At 38.5% G+C, this 22,104-nt stretch carries 20 protein-coding genes, 1 other RNA gene and 3 pseudogenes; 15 read left to right on the forward strand and 9 right to left on the reverse strand.

The genetic code is table 11. The features are described 5' to 3' along the window. A pseudogene (locus CUN59_RS01450) lies at window positions 1-258 on the reverse strand (photosystem II q(b) protein); the annotation flags it as partial. 179 nt (window positions 259-437) lie between these two features. Beyond that, the gene (locus CUN59_RS01455) at window positions 438-788 is read right to left on the reverse strand and encodes a histidine triad nucleotide-binding protein (RefSeq protein ID WP_104386172.1); all 351 of its coding nucleotides are present in this window, start codon (window positions 786-788) and stop codon (window positions 438-440) included. Between the two features lie 390 nt (window positions 789-1,178). On the opposite strand from CUN59_RS01455, the gene CUN59_RS01460 reads away from it, so the two are divergent. After that, window positions 1,179-1,754, forward strand: a complete 576-nt coding sequence (locus CUN59_RS01460) for a response regulator (protein ID WP_104386173.1) — start codon at window positions 1,179-1,181, stop codon at window positions 1,752-1,754. A gap of 595 nt (window positions 1,755-2,349) precedes the next feature. Beyond that, window positions 2,350-3,045 (forward strand): annotated as a pseudogene (locus CUN59_RS01470) (transposase); the annotation flags it as partial. Window positions 3,046-3,560: 515 nt separating this feature from the next. Here CUN59_RS01470 and CUN59_RS01475 read toward each other — a convergent pair. Next, complete coding sequence (locus tag CUN59_RS01475; RefSeq protein WP_104386174.1) at window positions 3,561-5,123, reverse strand: NAD(P)H-quinone oxidoreductase subunit N; 1,563 nt, start codon at window positions 5,121-5,123, stop codon at window positions 3,561-3,563. Between the two features lie 219 nt (window positions 5,124-5,342). Next, the gene (gene rbp / locus CUN59_RS01480; RefSeq protein WP_104386175.1) at window positions 5,343-5,630 is read right to left on the reverse strand and encodes an RNA-binding regulator; all 288 of its coding nucleotides are present in this window, start codon (window positions 5,628-5,630) and stop codon (window positions 5,343-5,345) included. 461 nt (window positions 5,631-6,091) lie between these two features. Between rbp and CUN59_RS01485 the strand changes: the two genes are divergently transcribed. The 10 genes and pseudogenes from CUN59_RS01485 to CUN59_RS01530 form a co-directional block, all read left to right on the forward strand. Then, complete coding sequence (locus CUN59_RS01485) at window positions 6,092-6,358, forward strand: YciI family protein (RefSeq protein ID WP_104386176.1); 267 nt, start codon at window positions 6,092-6,094, stop codon at window positions 6,356-6,358. 37 nt (window positions 6,359-6,395) lie between these two features. After that, an RNA gene (gene ffs / locus CUN59_RS01490) (signal recognition particle sRNA small type) lies at window positions 6,396-6,492 on the forward strand. 25 nt (window positions 6,493-6,517) lie between these two features. Next, window positions 6,518-6,910 (forward strand): phasin family protein, encoded by a 393-nt coding sequence (locus CUN59_RS01495; RefSeq protein WP_104386177.1) that lies wholly within the window; start codon window positions 6,518-6,520, stop codon window positions 6,908-6,910. A 168-nt stretch (window positions 6,911-7,078) separates the two neighbouring features. Next, on the forward strand, window positions 7,079-7,501 hold the full coding sequence (locus tag CUN59_RS01500) for a hypothetical protein (RefSeq protein WP_104386178.1): 423 nt from the start codon (window positions 7,079-7,081) through the stop codon (window positions 7,499-7,501). Window positions 7,502-7,580: 79 nt separating this feature from the next. Next, window positions 7,581-7,997, forward strand: coding sequence for a preQ(1) synthase (gene queF, locus CUN59_RS01505; RefSeq protein ID WP_104386179.1), 417 nt, complete (start codon window positions 7,581-7,583; stop codon window positions 7,995-7,997). Window positions 7,998-8,149: 152 nt separating this feature from the next. Then, the gene (locus CUN59_RS01510) at window positions 8,150-8,434 is read left to right on the forward strand and encodes a DUF433 domain-containing protein (protein ID WP_438501796.1); all 285 of its coding nucleotides are present in this window, start codon (window positions 8,150-8,152) and stop codon (window positions 8,432-8,434) included. Beyond that, a complete protein-coding gene (locus CUN59_RS01515) occupies window positions 8,431-8,805 on the forward strand; it encodes a DUF5615 family PIN-like protein (protein WP_104386181.1) in 375 nt (124 codons plus the stop codon). Before CUN59_RS01510 ends, CUN59_RS01515 begins: the two co-directional genes overlap by 4 nt. Before the next feature lie 422 nt (window positions 8,806-9,227). Next, a complete protein-coding gene (mnmG, locus tag CUN59_RS01520) occupies window positions 9,228-11,165 on the forward strand; it encodes a tRNA uridine-5-carboxymethylaminomethyl(34) synthesis enzyme MnmG (protein ID WP_104386182.1) in 1,938 nt (645 codons plus the stop codon). A gap of 411 nt (window positions 11,166-11,576) precedes the next feature. Beyond that, window positions 11,577-12,764, forward strand: coding sequence for a hypothetical protein (locus tag CUN59_RS01525; protein WP_104386183.1), 1,188 nt, complete (start codon window positions 11,577-11,579; stop codon window positions 12,762-12,764). A gap of 92 nt (window positions 12,765-12,856) precedes the next feature. After that, window positions 12,857-13,063, forward strand: a pseudogene (locus tag CUN59_RS01530) (IS4 family transposase); the annotation flags it as partial. Between the two features lie 122 nt (window positions 13,064-13,185). Here CUN59_RS01530 and CUN59_RS01535 read toward each other — a convergent pair. The 5 genes from CUN59_RS01535 to CUN59_RS01555 all read right to left on the reverse strand — a co-directional run bounded on the left by CUN59_RS01535 (window position 13,186) and on the right by CUN59_RS01555 (window position 16,266). Then, window positions 13,186-14,871, reverse strand: coding sequence for a serine/threonine protein kinase (locus tag CUN59_RS01535; RefSeq protein ID WP_104386184.1), 1,686 nt, complete (start codon window positions 14,869-14,871; stop codon window positions 13,186-13,188). A 43-nt stretch (window positions 14,872-14,914) separates the two neighbouring features. Further along, window positions 14,915-15,292: a type II toxin-antitoxin system RelE family toxin gene (locus CUN59_RS01540; protein ID WP_104386185.1), complete on the reverse strand. Its 378-nt coding sequence runs from the start codon at window positions 15,290-15,292 to the stop codon at window positions 14,915-14,917. Then, complete coding sequence (locus CUN59_RS01545; protein WP_104386186.1) at window positions 15,282-15,536, reverse strand: hypothetical protein; 255 nt, start codon at window positions 15,534-15,536, stop codon at window positions 15,282-15,284. The genes CUN59_RS01540 and CUN59_RS01545 overlap by 11 nt, the downstream gene beginning before the upstream one ends. Before the next feature lie 262 nt (window positions 15,537-15,798). Beyond that, window positions 15,799-16,056 (reverse strand): HNH endonuclease, encoded by a 258-nt coding sequence (locus CUN59_RS21835; RefSeq protein ID WP_243406830.1) that lies wholly within the window; start codon window positions 16,054-16,056, stop codon window positions 15,799-15,801. Beyond that, the gene (locus CUN59_RS01555; RefSeq protein ID WP_104386187.1) at window positions 16,057-16,266 is read right to left on the reverse strand and encodes a hypothetical protein; all 210 of its coding nucleotides are present in this window, start codon (window positions 16,264-16,266) and stop codon (window positions 16,057-16,059) included. It abuts the gene before it with no gap. 169 nt (window positions 16,267-16,435) lie between these two features. On the opposite strand from CUN59_RS01555, the gene ileS reads away from it, so the two are divergent. The 3 genes from ileS to dnaG all read left to right on the forward strand — a co-directional run bounded on the left by ileS (window position 16,436) and on the right by dnaG (window position 21,984). Further along, window positions 16,436-19,345, forward strand: coding sequence for an isoleucine--tRNA ligase (gene ileS, locus CUN59_RS01560; protein WP_104386188.1), 2,910 nt, complete (start codon window positions 16,436-16,438; stop codon window positions 19,343-19,345). Between the two features lie 101 nt (window positions 19,346-19,446). Further along, window positions 19,447-20,034 carry a Uma2 family endonuclease gene (locus tag CUN59_RS01565; protein ID WP_104386189.1) on the forward strand — a complete coding sequence of 196 codons (588 nt, stop codon included), beginning with the start codon at window positions 19,447-19,449 and terminating at the stop codon, window positions 20,032-20,034. Between the two features lie 39 nt (window positions 20,035-20,073). Then, a complete protein-coding gene (dnaG, locus tag CUN59_RS01570) occupies window positions 20,074-21,984 on the forward strand; it encodes a DNA primase (protein WP_104386190.1) in 1,911 nt (636 codons plus the stop codon). Window positions 21,985-22,104 lie beyond the last annotated feature (120 nt).

A 22,104-nucleotide genomic window follows, 5' to 3' on the forward strand; every position in this document is an offset into this window, starting at 1 on the left:
GGAGGAAGGAACTACTGCACCAGAAATGATGTTGTTTCCGTAGAGTAATGAACCTGCAACTGGTTCACGGATACCGTCAATGTCAACGGGAGGAGCAGCTATGAATGCAATGGCGAAGCAAGCGATAGCAGAGAGAAGAGTAGGTATCATCAGTACGCCGAACCAACCGATATAGATGCGGTTGTCTGTGCTGGTGATGAATTCGCAAAAGCGATCCCATACGTTGGCGCTTTGGCGCTGTTGTAAGGTGGTGGTCATGTGTTTATGATTGCGTTTGAGTTATGTATGTTTCGGTAGGTGTTTCTACCTTATGAACTTATATTAAGCAAAATATTTCTATTTGTAAAGTTATTTAACTAAAGTATTGGTTATAACAGTTATCAGTTTTTCTAATGTGTGGAGAGGCACAGAAATCTAGTTTCTGTGCCTTATGCTGATCAACCGGGAGGCCATGCCATAGGACGACGGCCAAGAATGTGTATGTGTAGGTGATGGACTGTTTGACCGCCATCAACACCAGTATTCATGACTACTCGATAACCGTTTTCTAGTCCTGCGTCTGCGGCAACTTTTTGGACTGTTAATAATAGATGTCCTAAAAGACCTTGATCTTCAGGTTCGACGGTAGCTAGACTAACTATGGGTTTTTTGGGAATCACTAGGATGTGAACGGGTGCTTGGGGGTTAACATCTGTAAAGGCCAAGGCTAAATCATCTTCATAAACAATGTTCGCGGGAATTTCTTTACGAATGATTTTGCTGAAAATCGTTTCTGTGTTCTGACTCATGTAGTTTTATCTCATTATCTCCTAGAAATTTTAAGCGTAATACCAATTTTTTATGAAGATGCACATACCTCCCTGTAGTCCTCCCTTAGTAAGGAGAGACCGCGAAGTCGGGGGGTAAATTATATGCAACTTTGCAAAGAAATGGTGCAAGTCATATTTTTGATCGAATTCAGTAAAAAGTATTGAGTTGTGTGTAATTGTTAAAACTATAATCTCAACTGGTAATATATCGAGTATAAGTTAGTTTTATCCAACACTTGCCTTTATTAAAGTTTGTGCTAAAAAGTACTCTTTCCCAATCTACATAAATTTTAGATATAGTGAGAGAATTCTTAACAGCAATCGGCAATCAGCCATCTAAACATAAAATTCTTAGTAGAGTAATCAGTTGTGCCAAGTAACAAAATTTTAGTTATTGACGACACTACCGTTGTCCGCATAAAAGTACGAGAAATGTTACCTCCCGGTAATTTTGAGGTAATCGAGGCTAAAGATGGATTGGAAGGATACAATCTGATCTGTAAGGAAAAAGTTAGCTTGATCATGCTAGATTTTCTATTACCTAGAATGAGTGGTTGGGAAGTTTACCAAAAAATTCAAGCTCAAGCAGACTTACAGAAGATTCCTTTGGTGGTGATGTCAGGCCGTAAGGAAGAAGTAACGGAAAAACTGCCAGAACCATTTGAGTATTTTGAATTTTTGGGTAAACCCTTTGATCAAAAACAACTCATGGGGGCAATTAAGTCAGCAATTGGAAAATCTAAACTTACCCGTAAAAATATAGCTTCACCCCCAGCTACTCTTACGCCAGAAACTGCTGCTGCTAAACTTGCTGTAAATGTAGTAGACTCATCCGCAGAAATCAAAGCTCTCAATGATAAAATTACTAAAATGCAAGCAGAAATAGAAGGCTTAAAGAAACAACTTAATCAGGTTGTGACTTTCATTAAACAGAAAATTAAGTAGTTTTATGTTGGGTAATAATTCTTGCCGTCTTAAATCCCCAGTCTGATAGGATATAGATTGAGCAATGCTAAGTTTACTTGGCTAACAAAAACGGCAAGATTTTTTGAGTATTTAACGTATGTTCCTAGTTAGGCGCATTGTCAGAATTAGAATATCCATGATTAAAAGATCAACAGGATAAAAACAGGGGTTTTATCACCAATTACCTATTACCCATTCGTTACTGAGCGAAGTCGAAGTACCAACCTGAGTTAGTACAAAAAGAAAAAACGTCTGCTTTGGGTAATTTAGTTGCCGGGGTAGCTCATGAAATTAATAATCCTTGAGGATTTATTGCTGGAAATTTGCAACCTGCCATAGATCATATTCAAGATTCAATTCCGATTATTGATTTACAAGGAAAATGCCGAAAACCCTTGAAGGTGCTGCTGACTCAGGAAGCCACATCTGGGCTTTAGATAAGGGATGAAGGCTTAACAAACACTTAAAAGTAAATAGGCAACGGACAGAAGTGTTGAATGTTAAGAAAATCCTGATAAAAATAACCCAAAATATGTTAAATTTTGGGCGAAGGATTAAAATATTTTGATTAACCATGATCATAAACTCATTTCCCAAGATTGTCAAAAATATCCTGGGAGGACTACCCAAAAATGATTATCCTGTTTTAAACAGCCGTCTTTTTGTTGAGTGTTGGTTGGCTTATGCTTTGGATAATAGCTTAACGAGTATGCGGGATTTATTTAAACGATTGAATAATACAGGATTTGATGTAGATATTTCCACATTTTCCAAAGCTAACACTCATCGAAGTCAAGAAGTATTCCAGAAAATTTATCATCAATTAAATCAATTAGTCCAGAATAAAGTCCAGAAAAAGTTACATGATAAATATGCAGTATGTCCAATTGATTCAACAATTATTACATTGACAAGTAAGTTGCTATGGGTGCTAGGTTATCATCAAGTTAAACTGTTTAGTTCCCTCAATCTGTCAACAGGCAGTCCAGAAGATAATTTGATAAATTTTGGTCATGACCATGATTATAAATTCGGTTCATCAATGATGTCTAATTTACCACTAGATGCAGTTGGGGTAATGGATAGAGGATTTGCGGGGCTAAATTTTATGCAAGAGTTAGTGCAAAAAGACAAATATTTTGTAGTGTGAATTAAGAATAATTGGAAACTAGAATTTGAGTCAGAAACTGGATTAATCAAAATCGGTTCAGCGACCGATGCTCCCGCTTACAGGGTGATTAATTTTTGTGATTTAGAAACGGAAACTGAATTGCTTATGAAGATTTAAGGGTTGCAAATATGGTAAAAAATCATTGTCTAGCAAAATCAATTAGTGATGCTAGTTGATATTTGTTCCGACAATGGATTGAACCCACCTTCCGCACCCTAAACTGTCACACAACGAAAAATGGTCATTTGGGGATTTGAGATTGGCGAACTGCTTGCAGCCACGCTTCGCTATCGCTACCTAAAAATTAGACCATTTTGGATCAAAATTATCCTCGAAGGTCTTCAAAAATCCGATAGCGGAGCGTGGCGTTAGCCATAATTACCGATTGTGACACTGGGGGGTGCGGAATCTGGGACTATCCTCAACCTGTAAAAGAATTACAAACACAAAAAACTGTTAACGGTTGACTGTTGACTGTTGATTATTACAGCAGTTTGCGAAGGTATGAGGTACACATTTTGCGGGCAAGATGCCCGCACCACAAAAGTTTGTTTGATTATGGTTGTACCTCATTTGAATGAAATATGCTGTAACAATCCCCAATCCCCAATTACCTAAAATTCCTGTGGTGCTTGATTTGTAATTACACTAACTTTTGTACTTGCAACTTTTGTTGCTTGTAACATAGGGGTGTTAGTAACAGAATTATTAGCCAAATTAAACAAAGGATTGGATAAAATTCCAGAGATACTAGTAGCTATTAAAGTTACTATCAGCCCCACTTGCAACGGTCTTAGCCCTGGCAAATCCCAACGTATAGGCGGATAATTCTTCACTACCTCAGACATTTCTTGAGGTTCTTTAACTACCATCATCTTAACTACACGAATGTAGTAATAGATAGAAACCACGCTGGTAATTAAACCGAGTAAAACCAACCAATAAAGACCAGCTTGCCAACCTGCCCAAAATAGATAAATCTTGCCAAAAAACCCAGCTAGTGGGGGAATACCACCCAAAGATAGGAGAGAAATACTCAAACCTAGTGTCAGCAGAGGGTCTTTTTGATACAAGCCAGAATATTCGGCGATCTGGTCTGTTCCTGTTCTTAGAGAGAATAAAACCACACAGCTAAAGCCGCACAGGTTCATAAACAGGTATACCAGTAAGTAGAAGATCATACTGGAATAACCAGCATCAGTTCCGGCAATTAAGCCAATCATTACAAAGCCGGCTTGGCCAATGGATGAATAAGCTAACATCCGTTTCATGCTGGTTTGGGCTAGAGCAACAACGTTACCCAACACCATACTCAGGACAGCCAGGGCAGTGAAGACAAATCTCCACTCATCAGCCACCATGGGGAACACAGTGATTAATAGGCGGATAGCTAGGGCAAATCCTGCGGCTTTAGAACCAACGGATAAAAAGGCGATAACTGGCGTGGGTGCGCCTTCATAAACGTCAGGTGTCCATTGGTGGAAAGGAGCAGCAGAAATTTTGAACCCTATACCCGCAATTACGAAAACTAAAGCAATCACTAAGCCTAGTGATTTACTAATATTTGCTGCTGCTATACCATTAGCGATCGCATTTAGTTCTGTTTGTCCACCGGATAACCCATAGAGTAAAGACACACCATATAGAAATACAGCAGTACTAGAAGCACCAATTAACAGGTATTTCAACGCTGCTTCATTGGAACGAGGGTCACGTTTTGTATAACCTGTCAATAAATAAGAGGAAATACTCAAGGTTTCTAGGGAGATGAAAATCATTACCAACTCACTAGCACCTGATAAAAACATTCCTCCCAAAGTCGCAGTCATCAAAATGGCAATAAATTCCGCTAAAGCAGTACCACTTTGTTCAACATAGCGAATAGACATTAATATTGTCGCCATCGCTGAGAGTGCAATAATACCGCGAAAGACGATACTCAAATCATCAGCATTAAAGCTACCAGTAAAGCCAATGGAATTAGTTCCATCCCATTGGAAGTAGAGAGCGATCACCGCCGCTGTTAAACCAGCAATTGCCAGATATCCTATCCAGCGGGAAGATGTCCGCCCCAAAATCAAATCCACAATCAAAACCCCTAAGAGGGTGAGAATGACAATTCCCTCTGGTAAAATCGTGCCAGCATTTAACTGGGATGCAAAATTAGCAAAATCCATGAGATATATAGGTTTTAGCGATTAGACATTAGGGCTAACACAAGTTCATTCTATCTATACTTTTTCACTAAAATTGCATTGATCTTTTTATATTAAACAGTTAAAAATTTATATACTTTGATTTGTTAGATCCGCAAATATCCCAAAACAAGCCAAAAATAAACAGTCCAGCGCATTACTGAACTGTTGAGGCTATGATTTTTGAGTTAAAAACTTAATTTACCGTTGAGAGTAGCCACCGCCTCCTGGACGAGTGCCCTTTTCCTCCCGTGGTCGAGCTTTGTTAACTTTCATAACACGCCCCATCCATTCAGCACCATCCAAAGCTTGAATAGCTGCTTCCTCTGCTTTTTCTGATTCCATTTCTACGAACCCAAAGCCTCTCAGACGGCCTGTTTCCCTATCCGTGGGTAACTGAACTCGTTTCACAGAACCATACTCAGCAAATACTTTACTTAGGTCATCTTGTGTGACGCTGTAGGCTAGGTTCCCTACGTAAATTGACATGAAATTCTCCAAAAATCCATTGATGCAGAAATATTAAACGGTTAACACACTGATATTGTTGTTAACAATATCAGTAGTACCGAACTAATTTCTCTGGATTTATCTTAACACAACTTGCCGATAAGAAAGACGATAAATGAATATTTATGGTGTTTTATGATAAAATGTAGCCCGTTTTACATTTATTTTGAATAGAATAGATACTAAACCTATTTAGAGGGCTAACTAACTAATATTAGTTACCTTCAATCAAATCACTTTTAGTATTCTAGCCCACATTCGGCACTCTTAACTGTCACAATTGGTTATTACGTAATTTATTTCATAAAAGTTTCAGAAGGGTTGCAAGCCTGAAAAAACCTTGTTATGTCTAGCTCCATAGTAAATTACCTGAAAATAATTACTATCTCAGTAATTATACAGAAAATGATAAGATTAAAAATCCATAATCCCATTTGCCTATGCCTTGGTTTGTCAAAATCGAAACTGGTAAAGTAGATAAAGCCATCTTTGATCAATATGTATCCGCCCATAAAGCTTATGTACAAGCATTAATTGATAAAGGACACCGAGCCAAAACTGGTTATTGGGCGCAAAAAGGTGGTGGTATGATGTTATTTGAAGCATCATCAATGAATGAAGCAGAAGCGATAGTATTGGCTGATCCCTTGATAGATAACGGTTGTGTAACTTATCAACTTTTTGAATGGCGAATTGTTGTGGAATAGTACACAAATTTGGAAATTTAGTGTTATGATAGCAAGAGACCTGGATCTATGCAACTTCAACGCCCAAATCTTGTCAGGACCGGAAGGTAGCAGCAATAAGGGATGCTTGTGGTAGGCGTAGCCTCCGGGTCGCCTTATTTGTAGGAGCTTTCAGAAGCGATGCCTGGTTTTGGTGATATTGTACAAAAAGCTTTTTATCTTGGCGTTGGTTTAGCCTCCTACGCTGGTGAGAAGGCTGGGGGGAAATTAGCTGAACTGCGATCGCAGGTCCAAAAACTAGCAGATGAAATGGTAGCCAAAGGCGAGATGAACACAGAAGAAGCTCGCCACTTCGTCGAAGATATGATGAAGCAAGCGCAACAGCAGCAAACATCTGGGCAAAGCCCTCAAAAAACGGCCCCTAGTGAGCCTCGCCGCATCGAAATTCTAGACGTTGAAGAAGAACCAACGGTCAAAGAAGTAAAAGAAGGAAATATTAATAACGTAGATCAGCTACGCAACCAAGTATTAGAACTACAGGAAGAGTTAAAAAGGTTACAAAATAACCCTTAGACACCAGCCATAATTTTTGAATTTGGATGTGATTAACACTTCATCCCCAAAAAAATGGTGTTATATTCATAGTTGTTTGAGGTGGATTATCTACCGCTTATTCTTATGCTTCCAGCTAGACGGAGTTAAGCATCATGTTTTTAGCCAGTAAGGATATTAAGTAAGTGTATGGAACAGTGGCAAAAAGACTTAATAGACATGATTGAAACCGTCGCTGATGAAGTAGAACAGTTCTTCCTGGGAATAAATGACATGGTAGATACTTTTTTTGAGTTCACGGAAGAAATCACCGAAGAAATACAAAGCACATTTGTTGCTGATGTAGATGCCTTTGCTACCTTACAGGAACAGTTTTTCCAAGACTTAGCAGAACCAATTTTGGAAATGTTCTGGGAACTAGAAGACATCACCGAAGATATAGATCCTGGTTTTCCATACACAGTAGAAGCTACATTAGAAAAAAATGCCGCTTGTATTGGTTGTAGCAACTATCATGGTCAAGTCTATGGCGGTAATTTGTTAGTTTGTGCTATGCACCCCCAGGGTTGGGATGATGAACATTGTCCAGACTGGGAACAGGGAATAGAGTAAGTTAGCTTTCAAGTTGGGGATAATTGTTAAAAACTGTTAAGTTAATAATTGTGAATCTCTGCATTTTTTTTACCAGTTTATGAATAACTTTGCATCGGAAACTGCATCCCCAACCAGCCCAGAAATGAAATATGGTGAACGCGAGATAGCGGAAGGACAATTAATTACCTTTCCTAACCCTCGCATCGGCCGACGCTACGATATTAGTATTACCCTACCGGAATTTACTTGTAAATGTCCTTTTTCTGGGTATCCAGACTTTGCAACTATTTATATTACCTATATTCCTGATCAAAGGGTAGTGGAATTGAAAGCACTCAAGCTTTATATTAACAGCTACCGCGATCGCTACATTTCCCACGAAGAAACCGCCAATGAAATTTTAGATGATGTAGTTGCAGCTTGTGATCCTTTAGAAATTACTGTAAAAGCCGATTTTACTCCTCGCGGAAATGTGCATACTGTAGTGGAAGTTAAACATCAAAAAGCCGTTTAACAGTAACATAGATCCCCGATTTCTTTTTGAATGATGTCAATAAATTAATCAACCAATGTTTAAAAGTCGGGGATCTTAGATAAAGGTTTTTCTCAAAGTTGGTTTCCCATCCTTAACCAATTTCCACGACTCCTTAAATCACGGTGAATATTATGGATAGTAATATAATAGAGAAAGAATTTTTATATTTCAGGAGTCCTACAGTGCTGGCTCAATTAGATCGTATTACTATTAATCCTAACGTTTGCCTCGGACAACCAACAATTCGAGGAATGCGGATTACTGTCGGTTTTGTCCTGAAATTGCTGGCTAGTAACCTTTCGGTTCAGGAAGTTTTAGCAGCTTATCCAGAATTAGAGGATGAAGATATCCGACAGGCTTTAAACTACGCCGCTTGGACTGTTTCAGATAAAATTATAGGTATTCCATCAGCATGAATCACCTTCGCTTTCTTGCTGATGTACATATTTCCCCTCTAACAGTAGCAGCTTTAAAATTGCAGGGCTATGACATTTTGCGGAGTACAGATTTGCTTCCTGCAACTGCGGCTGATATAGATATTTTGGAACTTGCAAGAGTTGAAGGTCGAATTATTATCACCCAAGACTTAGATTTTTCGATGTTGATAGCTGTTGGTAAGTATAATCAACCAAGTTTGGTTACATTGCGGTTATCTTCTGCAAAACCTGATGTGATTACACAAAGATTGTTGGAAGTTTTACCTCTGTTAGAGGAAGAACTTAGTCAAGGTTCAGCACTGACAATTGATGATAATTCTGTACGTATTCGTAAGCTGCCAATTCGTTGACAATTTGAAAATAATGCTTGTAGTTGCGTATATATTTGGAAAAGTATCCTGATAAATCCTGTATAATAACTAGCTTTCGAGAATTTAAAATATGATTATAAAAGTCAGGAAGGTTTTTGAAAAAAGCTATAATCAGTTATTAACCCACCTTTTTTATTTGCATGAAAGCGATACCTTCAGCGAGTCAAGCGATCGCATGGGATAAACTAGAAGAGTGCGATCGCCTCTGAAAACCTTTATTAACTCTCTTCCCTTCGTGTCCTTCTTTCCTTCGTGGTTCATTCTTTCATGACTTCTACCTTTTTGATTTATATCAGAGCAATATCTGTGATGAGGGGAGCGATTCCAGTCAAAGATACACTAACCCATAAGATAAAATAGGGAAATGGTTTTTGTTAAACTTCTTAATTATTCCACAGCTTATGACCATGCACAATTCCGTAGAATTCCAAGATGCTTATGATGTAATTGTCGTTGGTGCAGGTCACTCCGGTTGCGAAGCAGCACTTGCTACCGCCCGCCTCGGTTGTCGGACTCTGCTATTAACCCTCAATTTAGATAAAATTGCTTGGCAACCCTGTAACCCCGCAGTTGGTGGCCCTGCCAAATCCCAATTAACCCATGAAATAGACGCTTTAGGTGGGGAAATTGGTAAAATGGCAGACCGGACATATCTGCAAAAACGCATCCTCAACTCTTCACGGGGTCCGGCGGTATGGGCATTGCGGGCGCAAACCGATAAGCGAGAATATGCGCGGATTATGAAAGGAATTGTCGAAAATCAAGAAAATTTGACAATTCGGGAAGGCATGGTGACAGATTTAATCCTGAATAGTAATGATGAAATTATTGGTTTACAAACTTATTTTGGTGTATCCTTCCACTGCAAAGCCGTCATTCTCACCACAGGCACATTTTTAGGTGGCAAAATTTGGGTGGGTAACAAATCAATGGCCGCAGGTAGGGCGGGAGAATTTGCCGCCGAAGGTTTAACCCAAACCCTCAACCGCTTAGGATTTGAAACTGGTAGACTGAAAACCGGCACACCAGCACGGGTAGATAAACGTTCCGTTGATTACAGTAAAATGGAAATTCAACCAGGGGACGAAGAGGTGCGCTGGTTTAGTTTTGATCCTCAAGTATGGGTAGAACGGGAACAACTTCCTTGTCACATGACCCGCACCACTACAGAAACTCACCGCTTAATTCGGGAAAACTTACACCTCTCACCGGTGTATGGTGGTTGGGTAGAAGCCAAGGGTCCACGCTATTGTCCTAGCATTGAAGATAAAATAGTTCGCTTTGCCGATAAAGAAAGTCATCAAATCTTTATTGAACCAGAAGGCAGAGATATTCCTGAACTTTATATTCAAGGGTTTTCTACCGGCTTACCGGAAACTTTGCAAATATTGATGTTGCAGAGTTTGACCGGTTTAGAAAACTGTGTGATGTTACGTCCTGCCTATGCAGTGGAGTATGATTATTTACCCGCTACTCAATGTTATCCCACATTGATGACCAAGAAAATTACCGGATTGTTTTGTGCAGGCCAGGTAAATGGTACTACTGGTTATGAAGAAGCTGCGGCTCAAGGTATAGTAGCGGGTATCAATGCAGCCAGGTTTGTGAGAAACGAGGAAATGATTATTTTTCCCCGTGAACAAAGTTACATCGGGACATTAATTGATGACCTATGTACAAAGGATTTACGCGAACCCTATCGAATGCTCACCAGCCGTTCAGAGTATCGGTTACTACTACGTTCTGATAACGCTGATTTACGCATGACACCCTTGGGGCGAGAAATTGGCTTAATAGATGATCGGCGTTGGGATTTGTTTACGCAAAAACAATCCCAAATTGCCGCAGAGAAAGAACGCTTGCATGGGACGAGAATTAAAGAGAATGATCCCCTAGGGCAAGCGATCGCCCAAGATACCGAACAAACAATTAAGGGATCTATTACCCTAGCTGACCTATTGCGGCGCTCTGGTATTCATTACATAGATTTAGAACGCTACGGCATCGGCAACCCCACCCTCAAGCGAGCGGAAAAAGAAGGGGCAGAAATTGATATCAAATATGCCGGTTATCTAGCCAGACAGCAAAACCAAATTGAACAAGTTGCTCGTCAAGCCAATCGCCAAATACCTGGTGATTTAGACTACTCGCAAATTGATACCTTATCTAAGGAATCGAGAGAAAAACTGAATCAGGTTAAACCCCTAACTATTGGCCAAGCTGCCAGAATAGGCGGTGTGAACCCAGCCGACATCAATGCTCTTTTGATATATCTGGAAATAGCCAAAAACAAACTAGTTCAGGCTCAACTTACCCAAACGCCAGCAGTTAGATCCTAGTTGGTTGCATCATTGATTTTTGGGAATTCCCTCCAGTTGAAACCCTAATTAAAAACTGCGATAATTCTTATGATCCCAGATGATCAAAATTCCCAAAACAGTGTACAATCTAACACCATTAGCTCAAATAAAAATCCTCAACTGACAACACACAAAATCAGTTGTTTACAGCAGAAGGCAGGAGGCAGGAGGTGAAACACACTTGCTGTTTGGGTTTTGGTTTTTAGTTTGTACCTCATTGACTCGCAATTTGCTGTAATTAAACAATTTAGTCAATTTTTACAGCAGTGGCAGGGTTGTTTTAATATCATGTCATACGTTTATTTGAAACATAGTTAAGAGCAAACAGACAGCGCTACTACACCTGCAACCTCTCACCTAATATATTTTCGACTACAATCAAAAAAGGCTATGTTACCTAAATCCTCCAGTAATTTACCTGCTTCCAAAGTCACCGATCGCACCGGCGCGACCTTAATCATAGATTTTGTTCCTAACGAACCTTGGACAATAGAAAGCTATGCTGAAGACTTAATGGACGAACTTTTTAATGATCTTGATAGCATTCTCGATGGTCGTCACAAGCGCAATTATCCTAGAGATAGACAAGAATATATATCTGGGCAAACAATGAGTTTCAAAATGCCAGATGTAGTTCTGCCATCAGCCGTCCATATCCCATTACAATCTCCACCAGCAGTTAAAAACGTACAAACTGCCACGTTAGTAGTCAGTTCTCCATCTGTTCGGGCTATTACTGACAAAACTAAACCAGAGAAGAGCAGCGTCACTACACTGATGTTGATGGGATTAGGTTTAACTGGAACTGCCTTGGGGATAGTCTACGTCATGGAGTCTGGTTTATTGACAACTGTAACCACCCAGCTAACAAATCATGGTTTTTCAGCTATCCAGACATCATCACCTGTGGCAGTCAAACCAGATGGCCAACTAGATTTAGTAAATTATATGTTAGAAGCCTTGACTGTTATTGAGCAGCAAGGAACAAACAATAATAAAACAACTGCCTTACCCTTACCCAATACTCAAGCCACGCCAACTTTACCTTTACCCCTGGCAGTTAATAATATCTCACCGGCTCCCAGCCGTCTAACTCCTCCCAATGTGGTGGAACGCATATATATTCCTGTTTATCAGTCCGAACCCCCCCGCTCTAAATTACCACCTGTTCCCCCAGTTCCCATCCCACCATCAGCACATTCTGGCGTAACAAACACACCTGTAAATCCTTTACCATCAGTACCTCAACCCAAAATTAATACAACAGAGGTTAATCCCCAAGGGATTAAACTTGCACCTCCAAAACTGCCAACTATTGCCCCACTAGTACCAGTAAAAGAACCTGTTAATGTTCCACAGCAAGTTTATACACCTACTTATTCTGCACAGTTGGAAGGGTTACTAGAGTTAGGGAAAAAATCCGTAGCTTTATTTGAAATGGATGGTGTCACTCGCCGAATCAATCTCGGTGAAAATATTGGGTCTACCGGTTGGATATTAGTAGATGTAACTAATGGGGAAGCAATTATTCGCCGTAATGGTGAAGTACGTTCTATTTATACAGGACAAAAGATTTAATAGTAGAAGTGTTGAATGTTAAGAAAATCCTGATAAAAATAGCCCAAAATACGTTAAATTTTGGGCGAAGGATTAAAATATTTTGATTAATCATGATCATAAACTCATTTCCCAAGATTGTCAAAAATATCCTGGGAGGACTACCCAAAAATGATTATCCTGTTTTAAACAGCCGTCTTTTTGTTGAGTCTTGGTTGGCTTATGCTCTGGATAATAGCTTAACGAGTATGCGGGATTTATTTAAACGATTAAATAATACAGGATTTGATGTAGATATTTCCACATTTTCCAAAGCCAACACTCAATGAAACCCAACATTAATTTTAAAATACTAATAAGTGGTGTTGGGTTTCGTTCCATTGTTCCGCGTTCACGCAGTGTCCCGCAGGGATACGTTCACGTTCCACAACCCAATCTAAGATTAAAGGTCTAATAAATTTTTATCATATTTACCAGTTAATAACCAGTATATTGGTGCTATTAAACCAAATGGCTTCCATATTTTGCCATTTTTTATACCCGCATACTTGCCTTTACAATTTGCTTCTGAACTATTACCTATCATCCCAAATGCAGAATAAGCAAAATAAGCAACTGCACAATTCCAATTATTATTCCAAATTTGTAAGGCTAATTTTGTGTGGGGAAATTTCAGGTTAACAAATTGATTAAGATGATTCTTGTAAGGATATACTTGAGGTAAATCAAAATGGGAAAACATTACTGCTATGCGATATTGACGTTTATCATCTTGATTAATTCTTAAGTTTAATTCTCTTTCTAATACCGTGAGACTTTGAGCTATTTCAATATCATTTATAGCTGTAGCATCAATGATTAAAGCTAGATATTTTGTTTCTGTTAATTGTTCTATACGACTATTTAACCAATCATTATATTGATTACTTTTTATATGTTCAGGTAATGATAATCCTGTCAAAAATTCTCCCGGATACATATTCAAACCACAAGAAATTTCTACCTGATTTTGATTAAATTTACTTAAATCATTATTGAGCTTAATTTTAAAGCAAAAATACCTTTCTACGATGTGTGTTCCCATAGGAGACAACATCTCTCCTTGAGCTAAAATATATTTAGCATCGTCTGCTAAACATCCAGCGTCGTCATTCAAACATTCAATTGAGTATGATGAGTTGGTTTTCAGTAAATTATTCAAATAAGCTAAAGTTGCTAAATAAGTAATTTTTCCAGAAGGTCTAGGTCCGATAATAGAAATGTGGCCTTGATAAACTTCTAATTGTGGAGAACTAGGAACAGGGGAATTATCCACTAACAAATTCAACCATTGTATGATTGACTGAGGGCGAAATTTGTAATTTAACGCCATTCCCTTTATAATTGCATCATTCACTTTGTCACTGATACCAAAATTAAAATCTTTAACTGGTTTCAAAGTGAAATTTTGCAACCTAGCTGGTGCTGGCATAGGTAACTGTCCACTTAACAAAGCGTATAATGTAGCAGCTAAGGCATAAACATCAATATATTCTCCCCGTTCTGCATCTGGTAAATACTGTTCAGGAGGTGCATAACCTGGAGTAAAATTCTGTGTATGTTGTTGAACTTCACCTGATACAAATTGTCTAGCAATACCAAAATCAATTAACACCGCCTCTTGTTTACCAGCCCGAATCATAATATTATTGGGCTTCAAATCTCGATGTAATAAACCTTTGTCATGAACTAGGGTTAATGCGTCACCAATTTGTTGAATATATAGTAGTGCTTCCGCTTCTGGTAACGCCCCTTTTTCAGTTATCCTTTTTCCTAAATCTTCACCGTTAATATATTCCATCACCATGCAAGGTAAACTAGCTTCATCAAAGACATTTTCTACCTCAACTATATGGGGATGACGACATAACGCTAGTCTCAATGCTTCATCACGGAAATCTTGTTTTAATTTATCTTGATAAGCTATCAAATCTGGACGGTTTAAAATTTCTTGTCTCAAGGTTTTTATTACGCGCAGTTCACCGCGTTGGTTTTTAGCCAAATAGGTGATACCTATTCCCCCTTGGCCTAGTTCTCGTTCTATAATGTAGCGTCCCCCAAATAACGCCTTTCCAGGATAAAATAGCATTTTCATTAATTTCTATTTACTCAAGTAGTTGAATTTTATATTTTTATTGATCTGGAATTGTATTTTCTTCTTCATATTGAGCTATTGCTTGTTCAATTATTTCATTACTCACATCTGTTAGATCAGATTTAGAATAAATTGTAGTGAGTATAATTCCTTGAGCATTTTTTAGATAATAAATCACCCTATATCCTCCACTTTTTCCTTTTTGAATGGTACTATTTTTAATACGAACTTTGAAAACTTGATATTTAATTCCCGCAATTCTATCTCCAGGAATTTCACCTGCTTGTAGTTGATCAATTAAAGGTTGAATATCACTACGAATGGAACGATAGCGTTTAGCTAGTTCTCGCAAATCTCTTTGAAAACGAGGAGTAAGAGCAATTTCAATTGATAGTGGTTCATTATTATTCTGCATCTATTCCTTCCCACATTTGTGAAAGGGGTATAGTTTGTCCACTTAATGCTTCTTTTATTCCCTGATGAATACCTTCAATAACAATTTCTGTGGGTGTTTCTTCAAGAGATGAATTTTTCTCTAATTGGAAAATAGATTTTTGAATAAGTTGGAGTGCATAAGTTTCCACAGAAAGTCCTTGCTGTTGTGCTTCCTGTATTAAATACTGTTCTAATGCTGGTGGTAAATTGAGGGTTAATGTCATAAGTCTATTGTGGGTAACTTTATATATTGTAAACCTGCAAAAACAAAAAATTAACCCCAAAATACCAATGTGTAATGTTGGGTTTTCTCAAGTCAAGCGAAGGGGCTTAAAATGGTGGATGACGGCCAAGTAATTCCTCTTCTCCACGAATTGCTAACATCATCGCACGATTCATTTTTAATGCTTCAACATTTCCTGTTCCTGTAGCTGTTAATCCTACCACTCTCACATCATCCCAGCGAAAGTGTTCTTGCCATACTTGTTAACGAGGATTAAAAATAGATACTTCTTTTTTTGTTTCTGGATCTGTTACTGTTTGTCTAGCAGATTTGCGAAGTGAACATGACACACAAGCAAGAGCTAAATTATCAGATGTTGTTGCACCACCAGCCACAACTGGAATAATATGATCTATGTCAAATGTTGCAGCTTGTCCTGCTTGAGACAAACAACAATATTCACATATATCTTTTGCACGCTGGATAACTAATTGACGTAATGAACTTGAAATTTTACCCATTTATCCCGCCCGCATGATACGCTGAGAACGCAAAGAAAGCAAAGATAAAAATTCCGCTAAATCTACTAAACCTTCAGCTTCATTTCTTTCTGCTAAAGTCAATTCTTCCCCAGCATCTTGACGATCTAATAAAAATTGTAACCGTGCTTGTACAACTTCAGGAAGTTGAAAATAAGTCAAACTAACTGGTATCTCAATTACTTCAATCATATAATATTTCCCTACAGATGTGATCTATTGTCTGAAAGTACGACTATAAATATCTGATCAATATAGCGATGCCTTCGGCGAGCAAAGCGATCGCTCACCGCACCTTACAATCATACCATCTCCTATAATTGATCGGATAACCTGCACACCTACATTTAGGCATGAAACTGTGACCGAAACTGGAAAATACAAAGATACCGTCAACTTACCCAAGACTAACTTCGATATGCGGGCAAACGCCATTAAGCGCGAACCCGAAATTCAAAAATTCTGGGAAGAAAACAACATTTATTCTCAACTGGCACAAAACAACCCCGGCGAATTATTTATACTGCACGATGGTCCTCCCTATGCTAACGGTCAATTGCATATTGGTCACGCCTTAAATAAGATTCTCAAAGATATTATTAACCGCTACCATTTGCTACAAGGTCGTAAAATTCGCTACGTTCCTGGCTGGGATTGTCACGGATTGCCCATTGAGTTGAAAGTTCTGCAAAATATAAAACAGGCAGAACGGCAAAATCTCACTCCTTTGCAATTGCGACAAAAAGCCAAAGAGTTCGCACTAAAAACGGTAGATGAGCAACGAGAAAGCTTTAAACGCTATGGGATTTGGGGTGATTGGGAAAATCCTTATTTAACCTTAAAACCGGAATACGAAGCCGCGCAAATTGGCGTATTTGGGGAAATGTTCCTCAAAGGTTATATTTATCGCGGTTTAAAGCCTGTGCATTGGAGTCCTAGTTCTAAAACTGCCTTAGCAGAAGCAGAGTTAGAATACCCTGAAGGTCACGTTTCCCGCAGTATTTACGCGGCTTTCCCGGTCGTTAAGGTTGCCGAAGGGTTAAAAGCTAGTTTGGATGCTTTCTTGCCTGATTTGGGCGTGGCTGTGTGGACTACTACTCCTTGGACTATTCCTGGTAATTTGGCTGTGGCTGTAAATGCTGCGTTGGAGTATGCGGTGGTGGAGGTCTCACGCCCAGATGCAGAGGCGCGGAGAGAATGCAGATATCTGATTGTTGCGGCTGAGTTGGTGGAAGGTTTAGCTGCTAAGTTGAATATGCAGTTAACGGTAAAGGCTAAATTCTCTGGTCAGGATTTGGAACATACTACTTATCGTCATCCTCTGTTTGACCGTGAAAGTCCGGTGGTGGTCGGTGGTGATTATATCACTACTGAGTCGGGGACTGGGTTGGTACATACTGCTCCTGGTCATGGTCAAGAGGACTATATTGTTGGTCAGCGTTACGGTTTGCCGATTCTTGCCCCTGTTGATGATAGTGGGAATTTCACTGATGAGGCTGGTAAATTTTCTGGCTTAAATGTTTTGGGCGAAGGTAATCAAGCGATTATTGACGCTTTGAGTGAAGCGGGTTCTCTGTTGAAGGAGGAAGCCTATCCTCACAAGTATCCTTATGATTGGAGAACGAAGAAACCGACGATTTTCCGCGCTACTGAACAATGGTTTGCTTCTGTGGCTGGTTTTCGGGAAGAGGCTTTAAAAGCTATTTCATCTGTGCGTTGGATTCCGGCACAAGGTGAAAACCGCATCACGCCGATGATAGCAGAAAGATCGGATTGGTGTATTTCTCGTCAACGTTCTTGGGGTGTGCCAATTCCGGTGTTTTATGATGAAGCGACTGGGGAAATTTTGCTGAATGCGGACACAATTAACCATGTTCAAGCTATCTTTGCCGAAAATGGTTCTGATGCTTGGTGGGAATTGTCGGTAGCGGAGTTGTTACCGGAAACATATCGCAATAATGGCAAGAGTTACCGCCGAGGTACAGATACAATGGATGTCTGGTTTGATTCTGGTTCTTCTTGGGCGGCGGTGGCAAAGCAAAGATCGGAGTTATGCTATCCTGCTGATATGTATTTGGAAGGTTCTGACCAACATCGGGGATGGTTTCAATCTTCTCTTTTAACCAGTGTTGCGGTTAATGGCATTGCACCTTATAAAACGGTTTTAACTCATGGTTTCGTATTAGATGAAAATGGCCGGAAAATGAGTAAGTCGGTGGGTAATGTGGTTGATCCCCAATTGATGATTCAAGGTGGAAAAGATCAGAAAAAAGAACCTGCTTATGGTGCGGATGTTTTGCGGTTGTGGGTTTCTTCGGTTGATTATTCTGGTGATGTGCGTTTGGGTGGTAACATCATTAAACAATTAGCTGATGTGAGAAATAAAATCCGCAATACTGCACGGTTTTTGTTGGGTAGTTTGCATGATTTTGATCCTCAAAAAGATGCTGTACCTTTTAATGATTTGCCAGATTTGGACAAATATATGTTACACCGCATTCGTGAGGTGTTTAATGAGGTGACAGAAGCTTTTGATAGTTTCCAATTTTTCCGCTTTTTCCAAACTGTGCAGAATTTCTGTGTTGTGGATTTGTCAAACTTTTATTTAGACATTGCGAAAGATAGATTATATATCAGTTCTGCCAATGCTTTCCGTCGTCGCAGTTGTCAAACAGTTTTACAAATTGCTTTAGAGAATTTAGCGAGAGCGATCGCTCCTGTTTTATGTCATACTGCTGAAGATATCTGGCAATTTATCCCCTATAAAACGGCTCATAAATCAGTTTTCCAAGCTGGTTGGGTACAGGTAAATGATAAATGGGATAATCCGGAATTAGCGGAATTTTGGAAAACACTGCGACGCATTCGTGGCGATGTGAATAAGGTTTTAGAACAAGCGCGGACAGAAAAACTCATTGGTTCTTCTTTAGAAGCTATTGCTTTGATTTATCTGAGTGATGAAAAATTACGCAGTGCTATTGAACCTTTGAATGTTAGCGGTAATGGAATTGATGAATTGCGGTATTTATTCCTAACTTCCAATGTGGAATTATTAGATACACCTGAGACATTAAAAGGATTAAAAACCCTGCGAGTTCAAGGTGAAGATAATTGGGATATTGGGGTAGTCAATGCCGGAGATTATGAATCTGATGGTAAATCTTACCATAAATGCGATCGCTGTTGGAATTATTCCACCCATGTAGGTGAATCAGCAGAACATCCATTATTGTGTGAACGTTGTATTCCCGCTTTAGCTGGAGAATTCTAGAACCATAAGATTCCCGACTTCTGCCATGAATTTATAATTTATTGTAGAAAAAAGAAGTCGGGGATCTGGATCTTGCAAATTAGTAACTTGAGGTAAACATCATGAAAAATACAACTATTACTTTACCTCCTCATCTAACATTAAATATCAATTTAACAGATGAGCAATTTTTCCAACTTTGTCAAAATAACCGTGATTTAAGATTTGAACGCACAGCAGTAGGGGAATTAATAATTATGCCACCAACTGGTAGCGATACGGGAAATAGAAACTTTGATATTGCTGTTGAATTGGGAATTTGGAATAAACAAACAAAACTAGGTAAAGGTTTTGACTCTTCTACAGGGTTTAAATTATCCAACGAAAAAGATGTTTCTCCTGATGTTGCTTGGATTAAAAAAGAACGTTGGGATAGTTTAAACCCAGAACAACAGAATAAATTTGCTCCTATTGCACCTGATTTTATAATTGAATTACGTTCTCCTAGCGATAATTTGAAACCATTACAAGAAAAGATGGAAGAATATATAGAAAATGGCGTTAAATTAGCTTGGTTAATAGATAGAAAACAACGGAAAGTATATATTTATCGTCCTAGTCAGCTTGTAGAAGAATTAGATAATCCACAAAGATTAAGTGGTGAGGATATTTTACCAGGATTTGTATTACATTTAATAGAAATTTGGTAAGATCAATAAATTATAATCCAATTACTAAATTAACCCCCTATGCAAATTCCCCGTTTACATCCAGACACCATCGAAGAAGTTAAACTCCGCGCTGATATTGTTGATGTGGTGTCGGAGTATGTAGTATTGCGGAGACGGGGTAAAGATTTTGTAGGTTTATGTCCTTTTCATGATGAGAAAAGCCCCAGTTTTACAGTTAGTCCCAATAAGCAAATGTATTATTGCTTTGGTTGTCAAGCTGCGGGAAATGCTATTAAGTTTGTCATGGATTTGGGCAAACGTCAATTTACAGAAGTAGTATTAGATTTAGCCAAGCGTTATCAAGTTCCCATTCAAACTTTAGAACCAGAACAAAGACAAGAACTACAACGTCAGATATCTTTGCGTGACCAATTATATACAGTTCTTGCGTCTGCTGCTCAATTTTATCAACACACTTTAAGACAATCTCAGGGACAAAATACACTAGAATATTTAGAAAAAAATCGCCAATTTCAACAAGGAACTATTCAACAATTTGGTTTAGGTTATGCTCCCCCAGGTTGGGAAACACTGTATCGTTATTTAGTAGAAAGTAAACATTATCCAGTGCAAGTTGTAGAAAAAGCTGGACTAATTAAACCCCGCAAAGAAGGGGGCGGATATTATGATGTATTTCGTGATCGGTTAATGATTCCCATTCGGGATATTCAAGGTAGAGTAATTGCTTTTGGGGGTAGAACTTTAACAGATGAACAACCAAAATATCTCAATTCTCCCGAAACAGAATTGTTTAGTAAAGGGAAAATGTTATTTGCTTTAGATGAAGCTAAAGAAGGTATTTCCAAACTAGATCAAGCGGTGGTAGTAGAGGGGTATTTTGATGCGATCGCTCTCCATGCAGCAGGTATTAATAACGCCGTTGCATCCCTGGGAACAGCATTAAGTATAGAACAAGTTCGGTTATTATTAAGATATACAGAATCTAAACAATTAATCCTCAATTTTGATGCTGATAAAGCTGGTACAAATGCTACAGAAAGAGCAATTGGCGAAATTGCAAATTTAGCTTATGCAGGGGAAGTACAATTAAAAATTCTTAATTTACCTAATGGTAAAGATGCTGACGAATATTTACATAGTCATAGTGCAGCAGACTATCAACAACTATTATTAAATGCACCACTTTGGTTAGATTGGCAAATTCAGAAAATTATTGAAAATCGAGATTTACAACAAGCAACAGACTTTCAACAAGTTACCCAACAAATAGTTAAACTCTTGCAAAATATAGTTAATAGTGATACGCTTAATTACTATGTTTCTTACTGTGCGGAAATATTGAGTTTAGGAGATAGTAGACTTAAACCTTTAAGAGTAGAAAATCTCCTCACTCAAATTAAACCTGGTAGTGTCACACCTGTTAATTATCGTCCTACCAAACCAACACCTAAAGCTGCAAAATTATCTTTAGTTAAGACCGAAAGAAGTTTATTAGAACAAGCTGAAGCCTTATTATTAATAATTTACCTTCATTCTGTCGAAGAACGACAAATAATTATTGAAGATTTAGAAACGCGAAATTTAGAATTTAGTCTTTCCCATCATCGTTTTATGTGGCAGCAAATTGCTGAATTTGCAGTTGATGAAGTTGATTTAATTTCTAGTGTACAAAATAGATATTTAGAATTAGGGGAAGAATTAGAAGTAGTTTCCCATATATTCCATCTGAATGAAAAAAACAAAAAAGAAATATTACGAACTCCCCATGTTATTCAAGCAGCATTAGCTTGTATGGAAAGAGTATTTAGAGAAAAACGCTATCGTCATTTTATGGAACAATGGGAAAAAATAGACCCCCAAACCGAACCAGAAAAAGATCAATATTATGCAGAAGCAATGTATATAGAAAAAATCCATTTACAAGACCTAGAAAAACAGCGCCTATTTTCTATTACTGAATTACTGTGAAACTCTATTTGTATATTATTATAGTCAAAAAATTGTAAGTAGGTTGGCGTTAAAAATTGTCGTTGGGGCAAGGGAACAGGGAACTCTTAACTGGGAACACCGAAGAGAGTTTTGGGCGAT

The organism is Cuspidothrix issatschenkoi CHARLIE-1 (genome assembly GCF_002934005.1).
GTDB lineage: Bacteria > Cyanobacteriota > Cyanobacteriia > Cyanobacteriales > Nostocaceae > Cuspidothrix > Cuspidothrix issatschenkoi.